The 23,334-nt window shown below is 25.3% G+C and carries 18 protein-coding genes and 1 other annotated feature; of the genes, 8 read left to right on the top strand and 10 right to left on the bottom strand.

What is annotated here, in order from left to right; genetic code table 11:
• The first annotated feature begins 606 nt into the window (after nucleotides 1-606).
• Nucleotides 607-2,625, top strand: a complete 2,019-nt coding sequence (locus tag KQI36_RS11725) for a methyl-accepting chemotaxis protein (RefSeq protein ID WP_216451031.1) — start codon at nucleotides 607-609, stop codon at nucleotides 2,623-2,625.
• Nucleotides 2,626-2,746: 121 nt separating this feature from the next.
• Here the strand turns inward: KQI36_RS11725 and KQI36_RS11720 are convergent, their stop codons facing one another.
• Nucleotides 2,747-3,319 (bottom strand): GDSL-type esterase/lipase family protein, encoded by a 573-nt coding sequence (locus KQI36_RS11720; protein WP_216451030.1) that lies wholly within the window; start codon nucleotides 3,317-3,319, stop codon nucleotides 2,747-2,749.
• 291 nt (nucleotides 3,320-3,610) lie between these two features.
• On the opposite strand from KQI36_RS11720, the gene KQI36_RS11715 reads away from it, so the two are divergent.
• On the top strand, nucleotides 3,611-6,031 hold the full coding sequence (locus tag KQI36_RS11715; RefSeq protein WP_216451029.1) for an ABC transporter substrate-binding protein: 2,421 nt from the start codon (nucleotides 3,611-3,613) through the stop codon (nucleotides 6,029-6,031).
• Between the two features lie 94 nt (nucleotides 6,032-6,125).
• Here KQI36_RS11715 and KQI36_RS11710 read toward each other — a convergent pair whose 3' ends face one another.
• Nucleotides 6,126-7,217 (bottom strand): glycerol dehydrogenase, encoded by a 1,092-nt coding sequence (locus KQI36_RS11710; RefSeq protein WP_216451028.1) that lies wholly within the window; start codon nucleotides 7,215-7,217, stop codon nucleotides 6,126-6,128.
• A 283-nt stretch (nucleotides 7,218-7,500) separates the two neighbouring features.
• Here KQI36_RS11710 and KQI36_RS11705 point away from each other — a divergent pair, with 283 nt between their 5' ends.
• Nucleotides 7,501-8,124: a PilZ domain-containing protein gene (locus tag KQI36_RS11705; RefSeq protein ID WP_216451027.1), complete on the top strand. Its 624-nt coding sequence runs from the start codon at nucleotides 7,501-7,503 to the stop codon at nucleotides 8,122-8,124.
• A gap of 59 nt (nucleotides 8,125-8,183) precedes the next feature.
• On the opposite strand, the gene KQI36_RS11700 is transcribed toward KQI36_RS11705, so the two are convergent.
• Both KQI36_RS11700 and KQI36_RS11695 read right to left on the bottom strand, forming a co-directional pair.
• The gene (locus tag KQI36_RS11700; protein ID WP_010299183.1) at nucleotides 8,184-8,333 is read right to left on the bottom strand and encodes a hypothetical protein; all 150 of its coding nucleotides are present in this window, start codon (nucleotides 8,331-8,333) and stop codon (nucleotides 8,184-8,186) included.
• 356 nt (nucleotides 8,334-8,689) lie between these two features.
• On the bottom strand, nucleotides 8,690-9,487 hold the full coding sequence (locus KQI36_RS11695) for a DUF368 domain-containing protein (protein ID WP_216451026.1): 798 nt from the start codon (nucleotides 9,485-9,487) through the stop codon (nucleotides 8,690-8,692).
• A gap of 256 nt (nucleotides 9,488-9,743) precedes the next feature.
• Nucleotides 9,744-10,002, top strand: a binding site (T-box leader).
• A gap of 196 nt (nucleotides 10,003-10,198) precedes the next feature.
• On the opposite strand from KQI36_RS11695, the gene KQI36_RS11690 reads away from it, so the two are divergent.
• Nucleotides 10,199-11,881 (top strand): glutamine--tRNA ligase/YqeY domain fusion protein, encoded by a 1,683-nt coding sequence (locus KQI36_RS11690; protein ID WP_216451025.1) that lies wholly within the window; start codon nucleotides 10,199-10,201, stop codon nucleotides 11,879-11,881.
• A 109-nt stretch (nucleotides 11,882-11,990) separates the two neighbouring features.
• Here the strand turns inward: KQI36_RS11690 and KQI36_RS11685 are convergent, their stop codons facing one another.
• The 5 genes from KQI36_RS11685 to KQI36_RS11665 form a co-directional block, all read right to left on the bottom strand.
• Entirely contained in the window at nucleotides 11,991-12,818 is an 828-nt protein-coding gene (locus KQI36_RS11685; protein ID WP_216451024.1) for a phosphoenolpyruvate hydrolase family protein, read from the bottom strand.
• A gap of 12 nt (nucleotides 12,819-12,830) precedes the next feature.
• Entirely contained in the window at nucleotides 12,831-14,048 is a 1,218-nt protein-coding gene (locus KQI36_RS11680) for a Tm-1-like ATP-binding domain-containing protein (RefSeq protein WP_216451023.1), read from the bottom strand.
• 570 nt (nucleotides 14,049-14,618) lie between these two features.
• Nucleotides 14,619-14,942 (bottom strand): hypothetical protein, encoded by a 324-nt coding sequence (locus KQI36_RS11675; protein WP_061996516.1) that lies wholly within the window; start codon nucleotides 14,940-14,942, stop codon nucleotides 14,619-14,621.
• Between the two features lie 382 nt (nucleotides 14,943-15,324).
• On the bottom strand, nucleotides 15,325-16,767 hold the full coding sequence (locus KQI36_RS11670) for an MDR family MFS transporter (protein ID WP_216451022.1): 1,443 nt from the start codon (nucleotides 16,765-16,767) through the stop codon (nucleotides 15,325-15,327).
• Between the two features lie 194 nt (nucleotides 16,768-16,961).
• Nucleotides 16,962-17,564: a hypothetical protein gene (locus tag KQI36_RS11665; RefSeq protein WP_216451021.1), complete on the bottom strand. Its 603-nt coding sequence runs from the start codon at nucleotides 17,562-17,564 to the stop codon at nucleotides 16,962-16,964.
• 357 nt (nucleotides 17,565-17,921) lie between these two features.
• On the opposite strand from KQI36_RS11665, the gene cls reads away from it, so the two are divergent.
• The 4 genes from cls to KQI36_RS11645 all read left to right on the top strand — a co-directional run bounded on the left by cls (nucleotide 17,922) and on the right by KQI36_RS11645 (nucleotide 22,728).
• Complete coding sequence (gene cls, locus KQI36_RS11660) at nucleotides 17,922-19,352, top strand: cardiolipin synthase (RefSeq protein ID WP_216451020.1); 1,431 nt, start codon at nucleotides 17,922-17,924, stop codon at nucleotides 19,350-19,352.
• 448 nt (nucleotides 19,353-19,800) lie between these two features.
• Complete coding sequence (locus KQI36_RS11655) at nucleotides 19,801-20,868, top strand: efflux RND transporter periplasmic adaptor subunit (RefSeq protein ID WP_244991577.1); 1,068 nt, start codon at nucleotides 19,801-19,803, stop codon at nucleotides 20,866-20,868.
• Complete coding sequence (locus tag KQI36_RS11650; protein WP_244991576.1) at nucleotides 20,861-21,541, top strand: ABC transporter ATP-binding protein; 681 nt, start codon at nucleotides 20,861-20,863, stop codon at nucleotides 21,539-21,541. Before KQI36_RS11655 ends, KQI36_RS11650 begins: the two co-directional genes overlap by 8 nt.
• Nucleotides 21,542-21,543: 2 nt before the next feature.
• On the top strand, nucleotides 21,544-22,728 hold the full coding sequence (locus tag KQI36_RS11645) for an ABC transporter permease (protein WP_216451019.1): 1,185 nt from the start codon (nucleotides 21,544-21,546) through the stop codon (nucleotides 22,726-22,728).
• Between the two features lie 40 nt (nucleotides 22,729-22,768).
• Here KQI36_RS11645 and KQI36_RS11640 read toward each other — a convergent pair whose 3' ends face one another.
• Nucleotides 22,769-23,197: a hypothetical protein gene (locus tag KQI36_RS11640; protein ID WP_216451018.1), complete on the bottom strand. Its 429-nt coding sequence runs from the start codon at nucleotides 23,195-23,197 to the stop codon at nucleotides 22,769-22,771.
• Between the last annotated feature and the right edge of the window lie 137 nt (nucleotides 23,198-23,334).

Genomic DNA, 23,334 nt, shown 5'->3' with positions numbered 1-23,334 from the left:
ATAATCATCTCCTCCACTCAATTTTTGTATTTAATAGATTTTATCATATTTAAAATAAATTGCAATTATTTTAATAATTTTTTATAACAATATTCCTATTACTAATCTACTCAAGATTATGTGAATACTTTAGGTAAACTATTACATTTAAATTAACTAAAAAGTTTTTTCATATACAAAGATATATTTTTCAACTTATTATACCATTAAAACTAATATAAAATATACCTCTTAATGTTGTGTTTTTTTACAATTTTCAACTTTTTAGCCAATGATTTTTACATATATTAATGGTAATATAAATATATGGTATAAAATTTTAATTAATATCTAAAGTAAATTAATAATTGCTTGATAATTAACTAAGAAGGATTTATTTTAAAATCTTTTATTTTTATTGAAATCATTATCACATGTTAATTTATTTTAATTATTTTTATTAAATGCTTCCCTACTCTTTGGGAAGATTAAAGCTTTATAATAAATATTTTTAATGTTACTTAATACATTATTTATTATTATGTTATGGCTTTACAAAAGATAAATCTAGCTCATTGAGCATAGTTGATTTTTTAAATATAATAATTTGAAAGTAAGGGGTTATTTATGGGGAAAAATTTCAAAAAAGAAAAAATGTATAACAAAAAAATTAGTTTAATATCAGCTATATTAATATTAATGATTTTTACTTCTATTATTCCTATAGTAATACTAGGATTTAGTAATTTAAAAAATAATTATAATAACATATCTAATGTTTATTTAGCTAAAAGCTCTAACAGTATTAATTCTATTTCTAATAATATTTCTACACTTGTAAACATAAATATTAATTTAATAAATTCACTTTCTAATGATGAATATGTTTTAGAAAATATAAACAGTAAGAGTTATGATAAATTGCTCAAATATTTCAAAAATATAAAAGATAATAATGAGACAGTATCCTTTGTATATTTCAGTGACACAGAAGGTAGATTTACCTCCTATCCTTTAGAAGATACTTCAAATTTTAAACCTTTAGAGACAACTTGGTATAAAAATGCTATGGACTCTGATACATTGGTAATATCTCCTCCATATATTGACGGCGTAAATGGATTAAAAAACATTACTATTTCAAAAAAAATCAAAAATAAAAAAGGTGATATTTTAGGATGCTTAGGTATAGATATTTTATTAGATAAAGTTTGTGAAAATATATCCGAAACACCAATAGGAACCGATGGATTTTCTTTAGTTACATATAAAGATTCATCTGTACTTGGTAGTAGTAATAAAAATTTAATGGAAGTAAATTTGCCGGAAACTGATTGGGGTAAAAAACTGCCTAACATAAAAGATAGCTCAATTTTAACTATAGAAAATAAAAGATATGTAGTAGAAAAACATGTAGATCAATCTTTAGGTTATACAACTTATGGTTTTATATCAAAAGAGGAGATAAATAGTGTAGTTTTCAAATCAATATTAAATGTTATTATAACAGTATGTTTAACATTGATATGCTCTATTATAATAATAATTTTAACCTCCATAGTATTTAAAAAATCTATATCTAATTTAACATCAATTGTATTAAAATGTAAAGATGGAGATTTCACTGAAAAAATTGATACAGACAATATTAAAATCAATGACTTCTTTCATATTGGTCACTCTATAAATTTAATGATAGATGATATTACTGTAGTTTTAAAAGAAACTCATAAAATATCTAATTATCTTCTTAATGCATCATTAAATTTTAAAGACATTATAAGTGAAGTAAATTCTTCTAATAATGATATTGCTAGTGCTATTGGCCAAATAACTGAAGGTGCTACTTGTCAAAGTTCTATGTTAGAAAATAGCGTAAATGCCTCTGAAAATTTTGGATGTGAAATTGATAATATATCAAGCTATGCAAAAGATATATCTTTAAAATGTAATGAAGCAGAAGATGCAATACTAAATGGAAAAACCATTATGAATGAATTAAAGGATATGTATGGTAAAAATACTATTTCAATAAATACTGTAGTTGATAAAGCATCTTTACTTGAAGAAAACTCTAAAAAAATCAATATAATTTTAGATACTATAAAAGATATAACAAATAAAACAAACCTTTTATCTTTAAATGCCAGTATAGAAGCTGCTAGAGCTGGGGAGGCAGGAAAAGGTTTTGCAGTTGTTGCTAATGAAGTAAGACTTTTAGCAGAACAATCTAGTAATTCTGCTAAAGAAATTGAAGAAGTTATTATAGAAAACTTAAGCAACATAAAATCTGTAAATAATGAAATTTCATCTTCTCAAAAGATAATTGAACTTAGCTCTGGAAAAACTTTAGATACCGTTAAGAGTTTTGAAAAAATCACAAATTCTATAGATGCTTTAAAAGAAAAAATTAATTTCACATCAGAAGCTATACTAAAAGTTAACGATTCTAAAGAAGTTTTTATACAAAATCTTCAAGATATATCTGCTGTTTCACAAGAAGCTGCCGCTTCAACTGAAGAAGTTAATGCATCTAGTGAAGAACAACAGGGTAAATTTAAAGAAGTAACAATACAAGCAGAAGATTTAAATACTATCTCTAACACTTTAAATGATTTAATATCAAATTTTAAAATTAATGAATAAATATTAGGAGGGCTTAATAAGCCCTTTTAAATTTATTCCAAATTCTTAATTTTAGCCTATATTTTTATTAATATATACTTTTTAGTTTAATCAAAACACATATTAATAAATAATTGTGCTATTATAATATATTTTTTAAACCATTTAATAAACTTTCATACACAATACAGTTACCTTTATAACTTAGATGTACTCCATCTGTATATAATTCTTCATCACAATCATTGAATTTTTTTGTCAAATTTACAAATTCTATAGAGTTTTCCTTACAAATACTTTTTAATTTTTTTTCATAATCATCAATAAGATAATTTATATCTTTATAATTGCAATAACAATCCCATCTTTCAATTGCCATATTTTCTGACATTTTAGGTGGAGAAAGTACTATTGGTATTATTCCTTTTTCTAAAGATTCTTTAATAATTATTTTTATATTATCTAAAGTATCACTAATTTTTCTATTACATAAAAAATCATTGCTTCCACCTAATATAATAATGATATTAGGATTATGTAAATTTATTTCTGATGTTAATCTATTCATCATTCCCACCGTTGTATCTCCATTAATTCCGGAATTTATAAATTTACATTCTTTACATTTATTTTTTATTAAATAAAACCAACTTTCTTTAAAATTTACTCCATATCCATATGTTATGCTATCGCCTATGCATAATATAGTCTTCAAATCTTTCACCCCTTAAATCTAATTAATACTTACTATTTTAACCTATATTTATATTATTTTAAATTTTAAAGTATAAATTTAAAATATATTAATATTAACCAATATATGATTTAAAATTTTATATATTTTTTATTTTTTAAATCAAATAAATATTTTGTATAGTTGAATAATTCATAAAATATTATTATAATCTTAATTAGTATCATTTGTAAATTTTTAATAAATTTAACATTAATATTTTATTAAGAAATCTCATTTTATTCAATAAATACTAAATTTATGGAGGTCATTATGTTATTTAAAAAAAATAAAAAATCTAATAGTGAGGACTGTAATATTATTACTATTGATAATGAAAAATTTGATTTTTCCTCCTATAATCAAAATATTTCTTTAATGAAGTTAAATAAAAGAGTAGATGAAACCTATTATTCAATAGATAATCTTATTAAATCTATTTCTGAAATAAATTATGCTGTTAACAAACAATCATCATCAATTCTTAAAGTTATTGATGAATTTGAAAATTATGCATCATTGGCAGAAGAAGTATCTGCTAGTATAAATTCTTCAAGTGAACAATCAAAAGTAACAATTGAAACTGTAGAAAATGGCATGTCTTCTATATCTAAAACTATAACCTCTATGTTTGAAATAATAAAATCTGTTGATTCAATAAAATCAGAGGTAAGTAACTTAAACGTGAAAATTACTAATATAAATGATATTCTTATTCAAATGAAACAAATTTCTCATCAAATAAATTTACTTTCATTAAATGCCTCAATAGAAGCTGCTAGAGCAGGTGAACATGGTCGAAGTTTTAGTGTAGTTGCAACTGAAGTAAAAAAATTAGCAAATAAAAGCAAAGATTTTGTTGAAATAATTGAAAATATAATATTAGATATAAATTCTAGTGTATCTAATACTATGAAAACTATAAAAAATAGCGATAATTCAATTAATATTGGTATAGAATTAGCACAAAAAACAACATCATCATTTAATAATATTTCTACCGCAACTAATAATACTGAATCTATAATTAAAGAAATAAATAATGCTATTGAAGAACAGTTAAAATCAATAGATTACATATCATCTTGTACAAATGATATGAGAGAAGTTTCTGATAAGACTTTTTCTCTTGTGGAAAATGCCATAGTAAATTCTCAATTTGCTAAAACTTCAGTAGATGGATTTATAAACTTATGTGAAAACATAGAAAATAAAGATATTTGTATATTAAATAAGCCTAAAACCTCTATTAAAACTATACTTAATTTTAATGATGAACCTTTAGATGCAGCTAAAGCTTATAGTGTAGATCAAGCTACTCTTGGATTTAATATTTGTTCTCAATTATTAGTTCAAAGACAACATTGTGACATTACCGCAGGTATAGCTAAAACATGGTATTTAAATGAAGATAACCTAACTTGGACTTTTAAACTTAGAGATAATGTTAAATTTCATGATGGCAACATTTTAACATCAGAAGATGTTAAATTTTCATTAGAACGTTTATATAATTCAAAAACTAACTCATCTAATTATTGGTTACTTAGTCCAATAGAAGGTGCAGATGACTTTAGAAATGGTAAAGCACAGGATATCAGTGGAATTAAAATTTTAGATAAATATACCATTATGATAACATTGCACAATCCATACTCTGGGTTTCTTAAAAATTTAACTCAGCCTTCTTGTTCTATCTATGAGAAAAAACCATATATAGCTAATAAAACTTTAGTAAGTTGTGGACCTTTTAAAATCACTGAAAAAACTTCAAATATGATTATTCTTGAAGCTTTTAATGATTATTATAATGGTAGAGCTTATGTAGATGAAATTATAGTGACTAATGAAAAAGAGCCTTTATCATTGCTAAAAACTGAAGGTAATTTAGATTTTTATAAAATTTCTTCTGTATCTAAAGAGGTTTTATCCCTTTGTGATAATTATAAATATAATAATTTAATATTGTACCCATCTTTGTTAACTAATATGTATTTTTTTAATTTTAATAAAAATAGTATTTTTTCAAAAAATAATCTTGCTCGTCAAGCTCTTAATTATGCAGTAAATAAAGAAGAACTTATTAAACTTTTAGCTTGTAATAATGCAGAAGCTTTTAAATCTATTTTTCCTAGAGCAATATTAGATTTTAATAATGATGATATTTTTAAATATAATCCTAATAAAGCAAAGGAACTTTTAAGTAAGTGTAATTACTGTAACTCTAAAGACACTTTAAAAATAGTACATAGTAAAAATGATGATTATATTAATCTTCTTATAAACTATTTTGAAGCTGTTGGCATAAGGTGTGAGAAAATTCTCGCCAATGAAAAAGGGGTATATCATCCTGATAATTATCTTAAATCTGATATTTTTCCAGCTTTTTGGATTGCTGATACTGGTGATGCTGACAATTACTTAAGACCATTATTTAATATAAATTCTGCTTTTTTTAAAAACAATTATAATAATGAAAAAGTAAATTCATTAATGGACAAAGCCTCTGAATGTATTGTACCTGATAAAAGATATAATCTATATAAAGAGTTGAATAGTGTTATGTTAAATGATTGCCCTGCCATATTTTTATTTAATCCTAAATGTGGTATTATATACAATAAAAATAAAGTGAAAAATGTAATTGTGAACCCAATTAATAATATTCTTTTTGATGAAATTATAGTGGAATAACAAAAAGAGCTTTCAAAATACAAATTTGAAGGCTCTTTTTATAAATTATAAAATTAAATCATTCTAACTAAAATTCATAACTTTATTCTAATGTCTATTTGTAAAGTCTTCCTATTGCATCTGCTGAAAGTATTGCAGCATAAACCATATCTTCATTAATTTCAAATGGCATATTATAAATTGTTTCACCTTCTAAGCAAGTTGCCTTAGCTACACTTTTAATTTCTTCTTCTTTTATCTCAATTATACCCATATCCTCTAATGTAATAGGTAACTGTAAGTTTAGACATAATGTTATAACTTCTTCTATTTCTTCCATAGTTCTATTTTCTAAAACCAATTGAACAATAGTTCCAAATGCAACCTTTTCTCCATGATACAAATGATGACATTGCTCTAAAACAGTAAATCCATTATGGATTGCATGAGCTGCTGCAAGTCCACCACTTTCGAATCCAATACCACTTAAATAAGTATTAGCTTCAATAATATTTTCTACTGCAGTAGTACAAACTCCTGATTCTACTGCAAGTTTTGCCTTTAATCCATCCTCTAACAATGTTTCATAGCATAAACTTGCTAAAGCCATCGCCGCCTTTGTAATTTTTCCACCTGCCATATTACAAGCATTAGATTTCAAACATGCTTCAGCTTCAAAATAAGTAGCTAATGCATCTCCTATTCCAGCCACTAATAATCTTGCTGGTGCCTTTGCAACTATTTCAGTATCTACTATTACAACTTCAGGATTTTTAGGTAGCATTAAATATTCACTAAATACACCTTCATCTGTATATATAACAGATAATGCACTACATGGTGCATCAGTAGATGCAATTGTTGGTACTATTACTACAGGAATATTTTCATAATAAGCCACTGCTTTAGCAGTATCAAAAATTTTTCCTCCACCTATACCTATAACAACATCACAGTCATTTTCTTTTAAAATTTTTCTTAATCTATTAATTTCATTTTTAGAACATTCTCCATTAAAACTTTCAAATGTTAAGTTGTATTTTTTTTCATTAAAACTCTCTTCTATAATAGGCTTTGTTCTTTTTATTCCATTATCACTAGCAATTACAAAAAATGATTTTCCCAAATCTGATATATGATTTCTTATATCTTTTAACACAGCGCTTCCTTGTATATATTTACCTGGTGATATTATACTCTTAAACATATTACTTCCTCCTACCTTGAAATAAAGAATTTTCTTATAAATTGATTAAAGTTAATTTTTAAAGCTAATTAAAAATGATTAAAATATCATTTGATATATTTTTAACATACCTTTTTTTCGATTAATTGTCAATACAATTAAAAAAATTTTAAATTATTTCTTTACTTTTTATATTTTCACCATTTTCTTTACTTTTTTTGTAATTTTATATTGAATTATACATTCTTTTGAACCATAATATGATATATAATTTAATTTTTTAAATATATAAGGAGGTATAACTGTGAAATATAACTATTCTTTAATAAAAGCGGAGTCCTTATATGGAGATTTAACCGCAACTGGAATAATTCAATATTTTGATAATAACAAGTTGATTATGTCTGTCAATAATGACCCTATGTTAAATAATAAAGAAAACTTTTTTTTAAGTATATTTTCTAAAAAAGAGGGTGTATTAGTTTATGAAGCTAACATTTCTAAAGTAGACGTAAAAAATATAGAATTTACTAATATACGTTTTTTATATTCTAAAAATCGGCGGCTACATAGTCGTGTGAATATAAATATAACCTTACCAGTAAACATATTAAAAAAGTCTTATAAAGAAGTAATTAATCTTTCAAAACCTATATTAATGATAGCTAAGAATATAAGTATTTCAGGCATATTATTAGAGAGTCCTCTTAACTTACCAATTGATTTAAACTTTATTCTTTTACTACCTATAGGTACTACCACTATTACTATAATAACTGAGACTAAAAGAAAATTCAAAACAGATCATATGTATAATTATGGTTGTAAATTTAAATTTATTAATAAAGCGGATGAACAGCTTTTAAGAAAATTTATATTAGATAACAAATTAGATCAATTAAAATATAGAAATGTAAATACCAAATAATCTATTTTTAATGTTTAATATAAAAAATTCCTGCTTTCCAAACCAGCAGGAATTTTCCACTAAAAATGTGGGTTTATTTCATCCTTTTGAATTCTTTTTAAATCCTTAAGTCTTAAACCAGTTTCTTGCATTATATCATTCCAATCCTTACCATCTATAATCATTTTTTTAGCACTATTATGCTTTTCATTTTTTTGTTCTCTGTTCATAATATCCTCCTAAATATAATATTTGTTCAATATTATATTGTGAATATAAGAAACTTTTATTCCTTTTATCAAAAATTTTTATATTTCAGTTTGCTTATATATAGGGATACAATCTCCAGCTTAAATTTATACATCAAATTTTTGTTATCAGTTGAGAAAAAATATAAATAAAATCTAAAGCAATAAAAACTAATCCTAAAAAAGTACGTTTAATATTATTAGGAACATAGTGAGTAATAATCACAATAACTCTTAACTTTTAACTAAAATAATCTGTTAGTTATTGATAAAACATTAATTTGAGTTTTCTCATTTGATAAATAAATAAGTTTAAAATTTAATTTGGAACCCTATATTCATTCTTCACTTATCTTATATATAAAGATAAATCCTAAAACTAATAATATTACAGATACTATTGAAGATATACCTGTAGGTATTCCTGGAAATATAGATACCACTGAACCTAAAACAAATCCAAATATAAGCATATATATTTGCTGCGGATATTTATTTAACAATCTTTCTATTGTTCTGGCAGTTGCAATGGTACCTATTATTACGCCTAATCCAATTGGCGCAAGTATTAAAAAATTTAAATCTGATACAGCAGTTAAAACTGTGTTATACAAACCTAAAATTAAAAGCATAAAAGATCCACTTATTCCTGGCAGTATTAAAGCTATTGCAACTATTATTCCTCCTATAAACAACCAAATAAAATTTAAAATATTTAAATTAGTTATCACATTTGAATTGTCGATATACTCCCCTGACATAATAACTACAATTAGAATACCTAATCCTAAATAAACTAAATTTTTTTTCAACAATCCCTTCTTAGTGGCTTTTTTATACATTAAAGGTGCTCCACCTAAAATTATACCGATAAAAAAGAATCCTGCTTCTATAGGATATTTTGTAATTATATTTTTTACTATATTACTAAATAAAAATATACCTATAATAGCTCCTAATCCTACTTGCACTAATAATTTATATTGATTTTTAAAGTCATTTAAAATATTGTTTATAGCATGTATTAAATCATCATAAATTCCAAGAATTATAGCTATAGTCCCTCCACTAACACCTGGAACTATCTGTGATATACTGATTGCTATTCCTTTAAAAAAATTAGATAAAAATTTCATCTCTCACCTCTTAGTTATGTATTTCATAAATTGGTCTTATAAAGCTATTTATAATATAACTAACTTTATTTATTAAAACTACTGGAATTCAAACCATTTAACATAGATTTAACAGATACTTTTCTAATTATGTTAAAAAATATTCAATCTTGCTATATCTATATTTATAATTTATTCTACTCTTTTTTTATTTTTTTTAATCTTTTTCTTGACATAATATTTTTTCTTTGATACTATTTATAAAAATATTATTATTTTCATAGCGATGATAAGAAGAGTAAATTAAATTCCTCTTTTACAGAGAACTCCAGTAGCTGAGAAGGAGTAAAGATGTTTTAATTGAAGCAAGTCTTTGAGCTTCATATCGGAACTTTTAGGGATGGTATGACAGGCGCTCCTGTTATAGAGCTAGAGTATCACTTAACATTTTAAATTTAAGTCGTACTTGAAGAGGTTAACATGGTAACATGTTAATGAACTGGGGTGGCACCACGAATGTATCTCTCGTCCCCAAGGCTAAAAATTAGTCTTGGGGGTGAGAGTTTTTTTATTTTATATAAATTTTATCTAAATAGAAATTTTATCCAAATATAAATTATCCAAATATAAATTATCCAAATATAAATTTGAACTATGTAAATAAATTTAGGTAAACAAACTTGTAAATAAAAATAGGTAAATACTTAAAATCTCATAAATGGAGGGAATTAAATGTGTAATTCAATTAATGAAAATATAAATTCAAATTTTTTGCATAAAATTATAAATGATGACTTAGATAATAATGCTTACTCAAGAAATATAGCTACTAGATTTCCACCAGAACCTAATGGATATCTTCATATAGGTAGTGCTTATGCTATTAATATTAACTATTCTATATCTCAAAAATACAATGGTACTTTTAATTTAAGATTTGATGATACAAATCCGTTAAAAGAAGATATTGAATATGTTAATTCAATCATTGATGATATAAATTGGTTAGGTTTTTCACCTAAAGAAAGAATATTTTATGGCTCTGATTATTCTGATACATTTTATGAATGTGCTGTAAAACTTATAAAAAAAGGGAAAGCCTATGTTTGTGATTTAACGCCAGATGAGACAAGAGAATATAGAGGAACCCTAACTGAACCTGGAAAAGATAGTCCTTATAGAAATAGGTCTATAGAAGAAAATTTAGATTTATTTGAAAGAATGAAAAATGGAGAATTTGAAAACTCAGCTAAAACATTAAGAGCTAAAATAGATATGTCTTCTCCTAACATAAACTTTAGAGACCCTGTAATATATAGAATACTTCATGCATCCCACTATAGAACTGAAGATAAATGGTGCATCTATCCAATGTATGATTTTGCACATCCATTACAAGATGCCATTGAAGGCATTACACATTCTTTGTGTTCCATGGAATTTAAAGATCACAGACCTTTATATGAATGGTTCTTAAATGAGTTAGATTTTTGTGAACCACCAAAACAAAGAGAGTTTGGTAGATTGAACTTAACTGGTGTTGTAACAAGTAAAAGATATTTAAAAGAATTAGTATTTGGTAACTATGTAGATGGATGGGATGACCCTAGGCTACCTACTATTCAAGGATTAAGACGTAGAGGATTTACTCCTGAAAGCATTAAAGCTTTTGTTAATGAAATAGGAGTATCTAAAAATCAAAGTACTGTTGATATCTCAATGCTTGAACATTGTTTAAGAGAAGATTTAAAACCTAAGGTAGATTCAAAAATGGTTGTTCTTGATCCACTTAAAGTTATTATAACTAATTATCCAGATAATGAAGTAGAAATGTTAGAAATTGAAAATAATAATCAAAATCCTAATTCAGGTACTAGAAAAGTTCCTTTCTCCAAAGTTATATATATAGAGAAAGAAGATTTTATGGAAACTCCTATTAAAGGATTCCATCGTTTATATCCTGGTAATGAGGTTAGATTAAAAGGTGCTTATTTTGTAAAATGTAATGATGTTATAAAAGATGATAATGATAATATTCTAGAACTTCATTGTACTTACGACGCTGAAACAAAAAGTGGTTCTGGTTTTACTGGAAGAAAGGTTAAAGGTACTATTCACTGGGTATCTGCATCTCACGGTATAAAAGCACAAGTTAATTTATATGATAAGCTTTTATCAGATGAAGGTTTATTAAAAGATTCTTCTAAAGGTTGGGATGAAAAATTAAATCCAAAATCATTATTAATATTTAAAAACTCTATATTAGAGCCATCCTTAAAAGGAGCTCCTAAAGAAAGTAAGTTTCAATTTATACGTCATGGATATTTTTGTGTAGACAAAAAACATTCTACTAATGAAAATTTAGTATTTAATAGAATAGTATCTCTAAAAGATTCTTGGAAAAAGAAAAAATAAATTTTAAATACAATATATAATAAAAAACTATGAAATCACATCTTTAAATATGTAATTTCATAGTTTTTATTATATAAGATTAAAACTCACTACATTTTTTATCTTTAAATTATAATTTAAGATTCTTAAAGCTTTCAGTTTGATTTTTAATTCCTCTTTCTGTTGCTAATCTTTCTATACTAGATGCTCCGAAGAACCCAACTATTCCTTTAGTTTTAGAAAGTACATACTCAACATCAGATGATTCTGCTATTGGACCACCATGACATATAACAAGTATATTTGGATTAACTTTTTTTGCTTCATCATGAATAGTTTGTATTAACTCTACACATTCATCTAATGATTTAGATGTTTTAGCACCTATACTTCCTTTTGTTGTTAACCCCATATGTGCAACAAGTATGTCTGCACCAGCTTCAGCCATTTTTATAGCTTGATCTTTATCAAATACATAAGGAGTTGTAAATAATCCAATTTCATGAGCTTTTCTTATCATTTCAACTTCTAAATCATATCCCATTCCAGTTTCTTCTAAATTTTCTCTAAATGTCCCATCAATCAAACCTACTGTAGGAAAATTTTGTACTCCTGCAAATCCTGAATCTTTTAATTCTTTTAAGAATACTTCCATAATTCTGAAAGGATCTGTTCCACAAACTCCTGCTAATACTGGTGTGTTTTTTACTACTGGTAAAACTTCTTTTCCCATATCCATAACGATTTGATTTGCATCTCCATAGGATAATAAACCTGCAAGAGAACCTCTTCCAGCCATTCTATATCTTCCTGAGTTGTATATTATAATCATATCAACTCCACCAGCTTCAGCACTTTTAGCTGATATACCTGTTCCAGCTCCAGCACCTAATATTATATTTTCATTTTTTATCTCCTTATTAAGTCTTTCTAAAATAACTTCTCTTGTAAATTTCATTTTATTTTCCTCCTATTTATTCTCCATTAAATTTATTAATTTTTTAGCCATTAATATAGCTATTCTTTCATCATTAATATCCTGTTGAACCTCTATTATTTCTATATTTTTATTGTCTATATTATTTTTTATAGTATCAAACAATACTTGATCTTCTTCTTGTCCATAAAAAGGTTGACCTTCTACATCTATCATAGATATTCCTTTCAATGGCAAAACTATAGCAGTTTTACTATTAGTTTTATTAAGTTTTTTACATATTAGTTTCCCCAACTCTCTACATTCTTCTTTTGTAGTTCTCATTAGTGTTACTGTTGGATTATGTTTATAAAATTTTCTATCTTTAAATTTTTCTGGTACAGTTTCATATGGCCCGAAATTTACCATATCTAACGCTCCTGTAGACACAATTTGAGGAATGCCTCTTTTAACAGATGCTTCTAGTCTATTTGGACCAGCAGATAAAACTCCGCCTACTAGTTCATCACATAACTCTGTTGTTGTTATATCTAATACTCCGTCAATAAATCCTCCATCAATAAGATTTTCCATAGCCTGTCCACCAGTTCCTGTAGCATGAAATACTATAACTTCATAACCTTTACTTTCTAAATATTCTCTGGCTTTAGTAACACAAGGAGTTGTTACTCCAAACATTGTTGCTGCTATAAGTTTTTTTTCTTCACTTTTTTTATTTTCTACAACTTCATTATTTACCATTCCAACTATGGCGTTAGCTGCATTTTGTATTATTTTTTTTGATATTGAGTTTAAACCTGATATATCTACCACAGAATGCATCATTATTAAGTCTGAAACTCCTACATAAGGTCTAGTATCTCCTGATGCCAATGTAGACACCATAATTTTAGGTACACCTATTGGCAACGTTCTCATACATGGTGTTGCAAGCGCCGTTCCCCCAGAACCTCCAAGACTTATTATTCCACTAATTTCACCTTTATCATAAAGTTCCTTAACTACTTTAACTGCACCTTTCGACATAATTTCTACAGCATATCCTCTATCTTTTTTTTCTTGTAACATTTTAATGCTTTCATTAACAGATTTTGCTATATCTTCATTCTTAATGTCTGCTTCAATGCTTGGCTCAAAAATTCCTACGTCTATAACTAATGTTTCTAACCCTTGTCTTTCTATAATATTCTTTAAATATGAATATTCTTCCCCCTTTGAGTCTAAGGTACCTATAATTGCTATTTTTTTCAATTTCAATTCCCCCATTTTAAATTTATCTATTATGTTGCTTATTTTTTTTAATATAATATATAAGTAATAAATATATATTTTTAATTTTTGTAATATTTAATGTAGTTTTTGTAATTTTCCAATTGTTCGTTTTGTATATTTTAACATATTCATTCAAAATATAAAACATTATTATTTAAATAAATTAATATATGCTATTTTCCCATGTAAAATTTAACATATTTTGAAATAAATTTTATCAAAGTAAATAAAAAATTAAAACTGCATCAAAATATACAAACAAATTCTTTTATTTTTAACTAATCTAATTTTATAGGAAAACAAGCTCCCATTTAATTTTTTTCAATAACTTTAAAATACTTTTATGCAAAATGTAGTGTTAAATTTTAAGAAATTAGGAACATGGCTCACTATTTTGGGTATCTAAGTTTTTGTATGGGTATTTTAAAAAGTAACCTTGGAACTCTATAGAATTTATTTTAAAATAAAAGAGACTGTTTTAAAATAGAATTTTAAATCTACTTTAAAACAGTCTCTCTAAATTGTCAAAATAATATTTTAATTTATATATTATAATAAATAATCTAAACCACTTTGTTTTAAAATCCCCTCTATTGCTAAATTTAATTTTAATGGTGTTTCGCAACGTATTTCCTTATTTATTGAAATATTTTCATTAACATATCCTAAAAAGTATTTATTGTAATCTCTAACATTAGATATATATTTTAATCTTACTTCTGTTACAAGCATATCCATGTCACCTAGTAATTGAATACGTTTAATATCAGATGCCTGTCTAACATTTGTAACTGTATGCCTTTTTCCATCTGTATCAATTATTGATATATATAAAATATTATCTCCCATTATATTTACAACTTTATTTTCCATAATAATACCCCCTAAATAATTTCTTTTAAATCATTAATATTAATTCTATAATTAAAATTTATTATAAATTTATATTTTAATGCCTATACAATTTTAAATTGTCATAATTATCACAATCATCTTTATATTTATAATATTATTTCACAGCTATATTGTCAATATGTTTTCCTATGAAATTTATAGATTTAATAAATTTTTTTTATATAAATACCTTTTTAAAAACAAATTTCAACAGAATTTTATCAATAAAATTTTGTAAAATTTGTTTTAAGTTTAACAATATTATAATAAAATAATCTTTAATTATTTATGCTTACACATAAAAAAGCTATCGCTCTGTTAACTTTTATTTGTTAACATTGCAACAGCTTTCTTATAATATTTATTGTTTTTCTACACTATTATTTTTTATAAATACTGATATGCACAAACATACTATCATAATAAATATAATCATAAAATATATGCTATGTATTCCACTATAAAAAGCATTTCTAATTTGATCATTAGTAGCCTCAGAATTATATATATTCTCAGAATTAATTCCATTCATACCTAAGCCAGCAAAATATTTTGCTATACTAGAATTTATTATCCCTCCAAAAATACTTACACCTATTGTCTGTCCTAATGTTCTTATAAGTGCATTAACAGAAGTAGCTGCTCCTCTTTTTTCATACCCTACTGCTGATTGTACTGTAATTGTAAGTGTTGTAAATACACCACCAAATCCAAAACCCATTATTACAATTGCTCCTATAAGTAGTACTATTGGAGTTGAAACACCTACTAATTTAAGTATAACTGATCCTATAGTTAATAACATTATAGCTACAATTACTACTATTTTTTCTCCATATTTGGATAGAGTTTTAGAAAGTATAAATGAACTTAAAAGCCATGCTATAGACATTGGTGCCATTGTTACTCCTGCAATTGTTGGTGTATAGCCTAATACATTTTGCGTATATAATGGAGTGTATGCCTCAATAGCCATAAGAGCACCAGATCCTAGAAAGCAAATCAAGTTTGCAATAATTGTATTTCGTGTAAAAATATCAAATGGTACTATTGGTTCTAAAGATTTCTTTTCTGTAAAATAGAATAAAACTAAAGATATAATAGCTATTACAAAAAGTACAATTCTAAATTTAATAATACCAATGAATACACCTAGTAATACTGATATTATAGACGTTGTTAAAAAAACAATGCCTATGTAATCTATTTTAGCATCAGTTTTCACTACTTTTTCTTCAAAATTTCTATGTAACAAAATTATAGATGCTATTCCAAAAGGAACATTTATAAAGAATATCCAATGCCAAGATAAATAGTCTATAAGGAATCCACCTAAAAACGGACCTATTAAACTTGCAATTCCCCAAACAGTACTTAACCAACCTTGTATTTTTGCTCTTTCTGAAATATCAAATATATCTCCAATTATTGTATAAGTTATTGTTAATATTGATCCTGCACCGATTCCTTGAATTGCACGAAACATTATTAACTGAGTCATAGATTGTGATATACCACAAAATGAACTCCCAATTATAAAAATTATAGTACCTAATGTCAGCATTTTCTTTCTTCCATATAAATCTGAAAGCTTACCATATATAGGTGTAGAAACTGCTGAAGTTAAAAGATAAGCTGAAAATACCCAACTTATAAGATTATAACCTTGAAGATCCTTTGCTATGGTTGACATTGCTGTACTAACAACCGTTCCTTCAAATGCAGCTAAAAACATAACCATCATTATGGCTATTACAACATTTCTCTTATTGTTTCTCATATACTCTGGTAATTTATATACCATTCTCACCTCTCTTATTTTAAAGTTAATTTTCTAACTACTATATAATACTAGTATTTTTTCTTAAGTTCAAACTTTTTAATAATTAAAATTTTCTAATTTTAATCTTTTAAATTGTCTTTTTAGTTTTATATTTTCAAATTACTAAAAATACTTTATGAATTAGTTTAAAACTTTTAGTATTATAGTTTTCAATTTTAGTATGGGTTACATTGAACAAATAAATTAGCTAAACTATAATTTATAAAATCAGGCGTTACATAAGCATTATTACCATATAGTAATGCTTTATCATTGGCAAATCTATTCAGCATAAGTACAATATAAAAGTTAATTGGACTTATTTGTATAGTTCCAGTATACAATGATAAAATAGCATTAGAATTTGAAATTACATATGTTAATGATGGTATAAACTGATCAAATATATTCTCATAATTATTCTCTATTATTGCTTTAATAAATTTATCTATTTCATTATTATCATGTATTTTAATATCTTTATCATAATTTCTTTTACCCGATTGTATTTCATTTATAAATATACCTATAAAAAAATCATATATAGATATCTGAATATTAGCATTTTCTTGAAATGAATATGTTGATACATCTTTAGGGACATAATTTGAGTTTTGAATTGATAAAGAATTGTACGTTAGAAAAAAAAATAATCTATTATAGTTTATATAAAGTAATTTTCCATCTTTTATCAAAGGGTCATAACTACCTAAAAAGCTTGCACAGGGTGGCAATTTAGCATCTGCAAAAATATTGCAATCAAATCCACATCCATTCATATAAATACCTCCTTTGAATATAATTTTTAAAATCATATATTTATTGCTATAGGGTTCCAAATTAAATTTTAAATTTATTTATTAAGTAAGAAAACTCAAATTAATATTTTATCAATAACTAACAGATTATTTTAGTTTAAAGTTAATAGTGAACATTTAATAGTTGTGGTGATTATTACTCACTATGTTCCTAATAATACTAAACGTACTTTTTTAGGACTAGCTTTGATTACTTTAGGTTTTATTTATATTTTTTCTTAACTGATAATAAAAATTTCATGTATAAATTTAAGTTGGAGATTGTTTTCCTATAATAATGTATAATATTATTAGTATATGATAAATAGGAGGCAATAAATGAATAGCTATTTTATTTTAGGTTTAATTATTGAATTAATAAATATTGCCTGTGCTCTTTCATTAGTTTTTATTGAACGAAGAGAACCTGAAACTACTTGGGCATGGTTATTAATTTTAATTGTACTTCCTGGTTTAGGATTTTTAATATATTTAGCTTTAGGCCAAAATTTAAGTAGAGAAAAAATATTTAAAGAAAAGACTGCTATTGATGTACATAAATCCAAAAACTTAACAGAAGAATTTAATGTATTACTCCATAGAAACACTTCAGCTAAAAACTATACTGATTTAGTAAAAATGAATTATAATAATTCTGGTTCTGAGTTTACAAGATATAACTGTGTGAAAACATTTATTAGTGGAGAAGATAAATTTTCAAATCTACTTGAAGACATTGAAAAAGCAGAAAGATTTATTCACATTGAATATTATATATTTAGAATGGATGGATTAGGACGTGAATTAATCTCCCTTCTAAATAAAAAAGTTGATGACGGAGTAGAAGTTAGACTCTTAGTTGACGGAATGGGTTCTAGAGGTCTTCGTGGTAAAAATGAAGAATATATAAAAAGTCTTGGTATAAAATTTGCTATTTTCTTTCCAGGTTTAACGAAGCTAGTAAACCTACGTATAAATTATAGAAACCATAGAAAAATAGTAGTAATAGATGGAACTATAGGTTATGTCGGTGGTTTTAATGTTGGTGATGAATATATAAATAAAGGAAAACAATTTAATTTTTGGCGTGATACCCACCTAAGAATTGAAGGTGATGCTGTAAAAGAATTAAATAAACGTTTTGCTTTAGATTGGGACTATGCTGCTAATGATAGCATATCTCAAAGTGAAAAATATTTCCCTCAAACAGTAAATAATGGTAATGTAGGTATCCAAATTGTATCTTCTGGACCAGACCACATCGATGAGTATATAAAATATAATTATCTTAAAATAATAACTAATGCTAAAAAATATATATATATTCAAACTCCTTATTTAGTTTTAGATAGACCTATGATAGAAGCCTTAAAAATCTCTGCTTTATCTGGAGTTGATATAAGAATTATTGTTCCTGGAAGCCCAGATCACTTCTTTATGGAATGGGCATTAAGTGCTAATATTGGTAATCTCATTGAATGTGGAATTAAATTTTACAGGTATCAAAATGGTTTTATTCATTCTAAAACTATTGTTGCTGATGATTCTGTTTGCAGTGTAGGTACTGCTAACCTTGATATTAGAAGTTTTAAACTTAATTTTGAGATTAATGCTATAATATATGATGATATAATATCTATGCAACATAAAGATATATTTATATCTGACCAAAAAAAATGTAAACTTTTAACTTTAGAAAAATATAATAATAGAAGTACTTGGTATAAAATATGTGAATCAATAATTCGATTAATTTCACCTATTTTATAACTTTAAATGGATTTTTTATATAAAAAGTCCATTTTTTTATATTTATTTACTAATAAATATATTATTTTTTACAATATCCTAGTTTTTTTTATATATTTTACTTATAATAGAATAAAAAGTATTTTATTGTTTGTAAATATCAATAGAAAAAGAAAAGTAAGTTTTTCCCATATATTTTGTAAAAATATTTTTAATATATGAGATAAAATAGAAATTTAATTTATCATTTTTGTAATTTAAACCTAAAGTAGTGTTTTTAGGTTAAATATAAATTTATTTTTATAAAAGCATTTTCACTATAAAGTTGCGATAATATATTTAAAACTTATAAATATGTAAGGCATAAGTTTTAAACATACATAAGAGTGACTATATGCTCAACAATTAAGACAAGCTTATAAATTCTTACTTTTACTTTTTTAATATATTTATTTGGAGGGAAATTCTTATGAAAAAAAAATTTTTAATAATTTTACTTATTCTTCTTATAATATCAGCAAGTACTGTTGGCTTTTATTTATTAAAGAAGAATATGACTTCAAAGGGTAATGATAAAAAAATAGAGTTATATACAATACCCGCATCAGAAAAAGTATATGTTAATGGTGTTATAACTCCTAGTGAAAGCGAAGATATATTTTTAGATCCTACTAAAGGCACTGTAAATGAAGTAGCAGTAGAAAATAATCAAGCAGTAACAAAAGATGAACTTCTATTCACTTATAAAAATGATGCTGTATCAGATCAGATTTATGAATTAAATAGTCAAATATCATCTACAAAAAAACAAATTGAACAATTAGAAAAAGAAAAAAGTAATTTGAAGACACAACTAGGTGGAACAGCTCCATTAGATGGAGTTACTTCTCAACTTGAACCATTAAAGGCTCAACTATCTTCTCTACAAGATCAAGTTAGTCATTTAAAGAATAAAGAATATACTAATATAAATTCTCCTATTGATGGAAATGTAATATTACATGATTCAAAAGAAGCAACTTCACCATATATGACTATAGAAACTACTGATCTTTATGTAAAAGGTAATATAAGTGAGAAGGAACTACCTAAATTAAAAGAAAAACAAACTGCTAATATATTAGTTCTTCCAACAAACCAAAGTTTAAAAGGAAAGGTATCTTCTGTTGGAAATAGACCACTTTCATCTCAAGCAGTTTCATTAAATGGAGCAGGTGCAGCTGGCGGTTCTTCCGATATTTCTCATTATGGAGTAAATATTTCACTAGATTCTCAGACTGGATTAACTAATGGATTTCACGTTCAAGCTACTATTAACTTGACTGATCCTACTATAAAAATACCTAAAACTGCTGTTTTAGGACAAAAAGATAATTATTATGTATTTAAATCTGTAAATAATAAAACTGTTAAACAAAAAATAAAATATTCTAAAGAAAGTGAAGGAAATGTTATAGTAACTGAAGGTCTTAAGGAAAATGATGTTATTATAAAGAAACCATCTCCAGAAATGAAAGAGGGTATTGTAGTTGAATAATATTATTGAGTTAAAAAATATTAATAAATACTACAAAATGAAAACTTTAAATCTTCATGCTCTAAAATCTATAAATATTGGTATTAAGCAAGGAGATTTTTTAATGATAATGGGTAAATCTGGTAGCGGTAAAACTACCCTTATGAATATTTTAGGTTTTTTAGACAGTTTTGATAATGGAAAATATATTTTTAATGGAAAAGATGTTACAGGTTTAAATGAAAATGAAAAATCTGAGTTAAGAAATGAATATATTGGTTTCATATTTCAACAATTTCATCTTATAGATTCATTGACTATTGGACAAAATGTTGAATTGCCATTACTTTACAAAGGAGATGTTCCTGTTAAAGAGAGAAACTTATTAGTTGATAAATACTTAAATTTAGTTGGATTATTAGATAAGAAAAATAGAAAACCATCAGAATTATCTGGTGGACAGCAACAACGTATTGCTATTGCTAGAGCTTTAATTAATAACCCTTATGTAATTTTTGCCGATGAACCAACTGGTGCATTAGATAGTTCTACAGGGACAGACATTATGGAACTTTTAACAGCCCTTAACAAGGAAAATAAAACAATAATTATGGTTACTCATGATGAAGACCTAAAAAAATATGCCAATAAAGTAATTCATATAAAAGATGGAGTAATCGAAAAGGTGGAATAGATATGTCTATAATTAACTTAATAAAAACTTCTATTTACAGTTTAAAATCTCATAAATTAAGAGTATTCCTAACAATGATTGGCATAATTATTGGTATAAGTTCAGTAGTAACTATTTTATCTATTGGTGATGGATTAAAAGCCCATGTTAATAAATCAGTAGAAAGTAGTAATGCTAATAAAATAAATGTATATTTTCACTCTAATAACACTGATGTAGATATAAACTTAATTGAACCTTTTACTAGTTCTGATATAACTTCTCTTCAAAAAATTGAAGGTGTTCAAAAAGTTGAAGTAAGTAAAGGCATTGCCGTTGGATTTGATTTTACAGCTTCTCAAGCAAAGTATTTTGATAAAAATGTAATGATTTTTCTAGATAGTTATCAAGATAAAACTTTAGATATTGAATACGGCCGTAAATTCAATTATGGAGAGGATAATAAAAGACAAATAGTTCTTGATAGTGACATTGCTAAGGAACTATTTAAAGACCCTAAGGATTCAATTGGTAAAGGATTAACTATTAATGATTTAACCTATGAAATTATAGGTGTTTTAAAACCTGCAGGTAGTTTTTCTTTTACTAATGGTATAAGTTATATATCCAAAAATTTTAAAGATAGTGTTAATACCAGTGAAAATATAAATACTCTTGATGTTTATGTTAAACCTAACTATGATAAAACAGAAGTTTTCTCAGAAGTACAAAGCAATTTAGCTCAAAGCCATGCTACACTGGATGGAGAATACAAAATGGAAGACCCAGAAGCTATAACTAAAACCTTTGAAGAAATCATTGGCGGATTAACAACATTTGTAGCTTTAGTCTCTGGTATATCTTTATTTGTTGGTGGTATAGGAGTTATGAATATAATGTATGTTTCTGTATCTGAAAGAAAACGAGAGATTGGAATAAGAAGAGCTATTGGTGCAAAGCCAAAGTCTATACTACTTCAATTTCTTTTTGAATCAATCTTAGTTACATGTACTGGTGGTTTACTTGGTATTTTCTTTGGATTTTTATTTTCAAAAATTGTAGGAGCATTTCTACCATTCCCACCAGTATTAACATTAAAAAGCTTTATAGGTTCTACAATTACTTCTGTTCTTGTAGGTATAATTTTTGGTATAATACCAGCATATAATGCTTCAAAATTAGATCCTATTAAAGCAATTTATAAATAACAAAAAAGCTATAAGTTTTTAAAACTTATAGCTTTTTTTATTATGCTTCTATATTGCTATTTTTATTTTTGAATCCAAAAATAGCTCTTTTCTTATATATGAAAAATCCCATTAAAAGTGGAAATATTAATCCTACTAACGTCCATATAATATTTTCAGGATTCATTATCAAACTATAAATTGTTGAAATAATCTCCATTGTTCCATACATATATACTCCTAATGACTTTTTCCTTAGAATTAAAATAATTGATACTACGACTATTAAGGACATTGCTAAAGATATTGCTATCGTCACAGGATCTAATACTGCTCCTTCAATACCTGTTGAAAATTGTTGTATTTTGTCTTTAAATAAAATTTGAAATACACATACTAAAACAGCAAGTGCACTTCCTATTAATGTAAGAACAGACATTGTTATTATACCTGCCCCAAGTTTCATATCATTTACATTATTATTTTCCATGGTTTTCCCCCTCAATTCTAATTGTAATTTAATAACCTATATACATTATAATTACATTTGGTTAATAATATGTCAATAAAAACAAGCAAATTTATTAAAAAAATTCAAAATAGACTACCTCTTACTATATAAGTACT

This window comes from Clostridium senegalense (genome assembly GCF_018916625.1).
Taxonomy (GTDB): Bacteria; Bacillota; Clostridia; order Clostridiales; family Clostridiaceae; genus Clostridium_J; species Clostridium_J senegalense.
Note: the sequence above shows the minus strand (reverse complement) of the source record. Positions and strands in the feature narration are given on the sequence as shown.

Bases quoted from the DNA above. Each gene is read 5' to 3' on its own strand.
- KQI36_RS11700 (WP_010299183.1), bottom strand. From the start codon at position 8,333: ATGAACAGAGAACAAAAAAATGAAAAGCATAATAGTGCTAAAAAAATG.
- KQI36_RS11715 (WP_216451029.1), top strand. From the start codon at position 3,611: ATGTTATTTAAAAAAAATAAAAAATCTAATAGTGAGGACTGTAATATT.
- cls (WP_216451020.1), top strand. From the start codon at position 17,922: ATGAATAGCTATTTTATTTTAGGTTTAATTATTGAATTAATAAATATT.
- KQI36_RS11725 (WP_216451031.1), top strand. From the start codon at position 607: ATGGGGAAAAATTTCAAAAAAGAAAAAATGTATAACAAAAAAATTAGT.
- KQI36_RS11690 (WP_216451025.1), top strand. From the start codon at position 10,199: ATGTGTAATTCAATTAATGAAAATATAAATTCAAATTTTTTGCATAAA.
- KQI36_RS11695 (WP_216451026.1), bottom strand. From the start codon at position 9,487: ATGAAATTTTTATCTAATTTTTTTAAAGGAATAGCAATCAGTATATCA.
- KQI36_RS11685 (WP_216451024.1), bottom strand. From the start codon at position 12,818: ATGAAATTTACAAGAGAAGTTATTTTAGAAAGACTTAATAAGGAGATA.
- KQI36_RS11665 (WP_216451021.1), bottom strand. From the start codon at position 17,564: ATGAATGGATGTGGATTTGATTGCAATATTTTTGCAGATGCTAAATTG.
- KQI36_RS11710 (WP_216451028.1), bottom strand. From the start codon at position 7,217: ATGTTTAAGAGTATAATATCACCAGGTAAATATATACAAGGAAGCGCT.
- KQI36_RS11670 (WP_216451022.1), bottom strand. From the start codon at position 16,767: ATGGTATATAAATTACCAGAGTATATGAGAAACAATAAGAGAAATGTT.
- KQI36_RS11675 (WP_061996516.1), bottom strand. From the start codon at position 14,942: ATGGAAAATAAAGTTGTAAATATAATGGGAGATAATATTTTATATATA.
- KQI36_RS11645 (WP_216451019.1), top strand. From the start codon at position 21,544: ATGTCTATAATTAACTTAATAAAAACTTCTATTTACAGTTTAAAATCT.
- KQI36_RS11640 (WP_216451018.1), bottom strand. From the start codon at position 23,197: ATGGAAAATAATAATGTAAATGATATGAAACTTGGGGCAGGTATAATA.
- KQI36_RS11655 (WP_244991577.1), top strand. From the start codon at position 19,801: ATGAAAAAAAAATTTTTAATAATTTTACTTATTCTTCTTATAATATCA.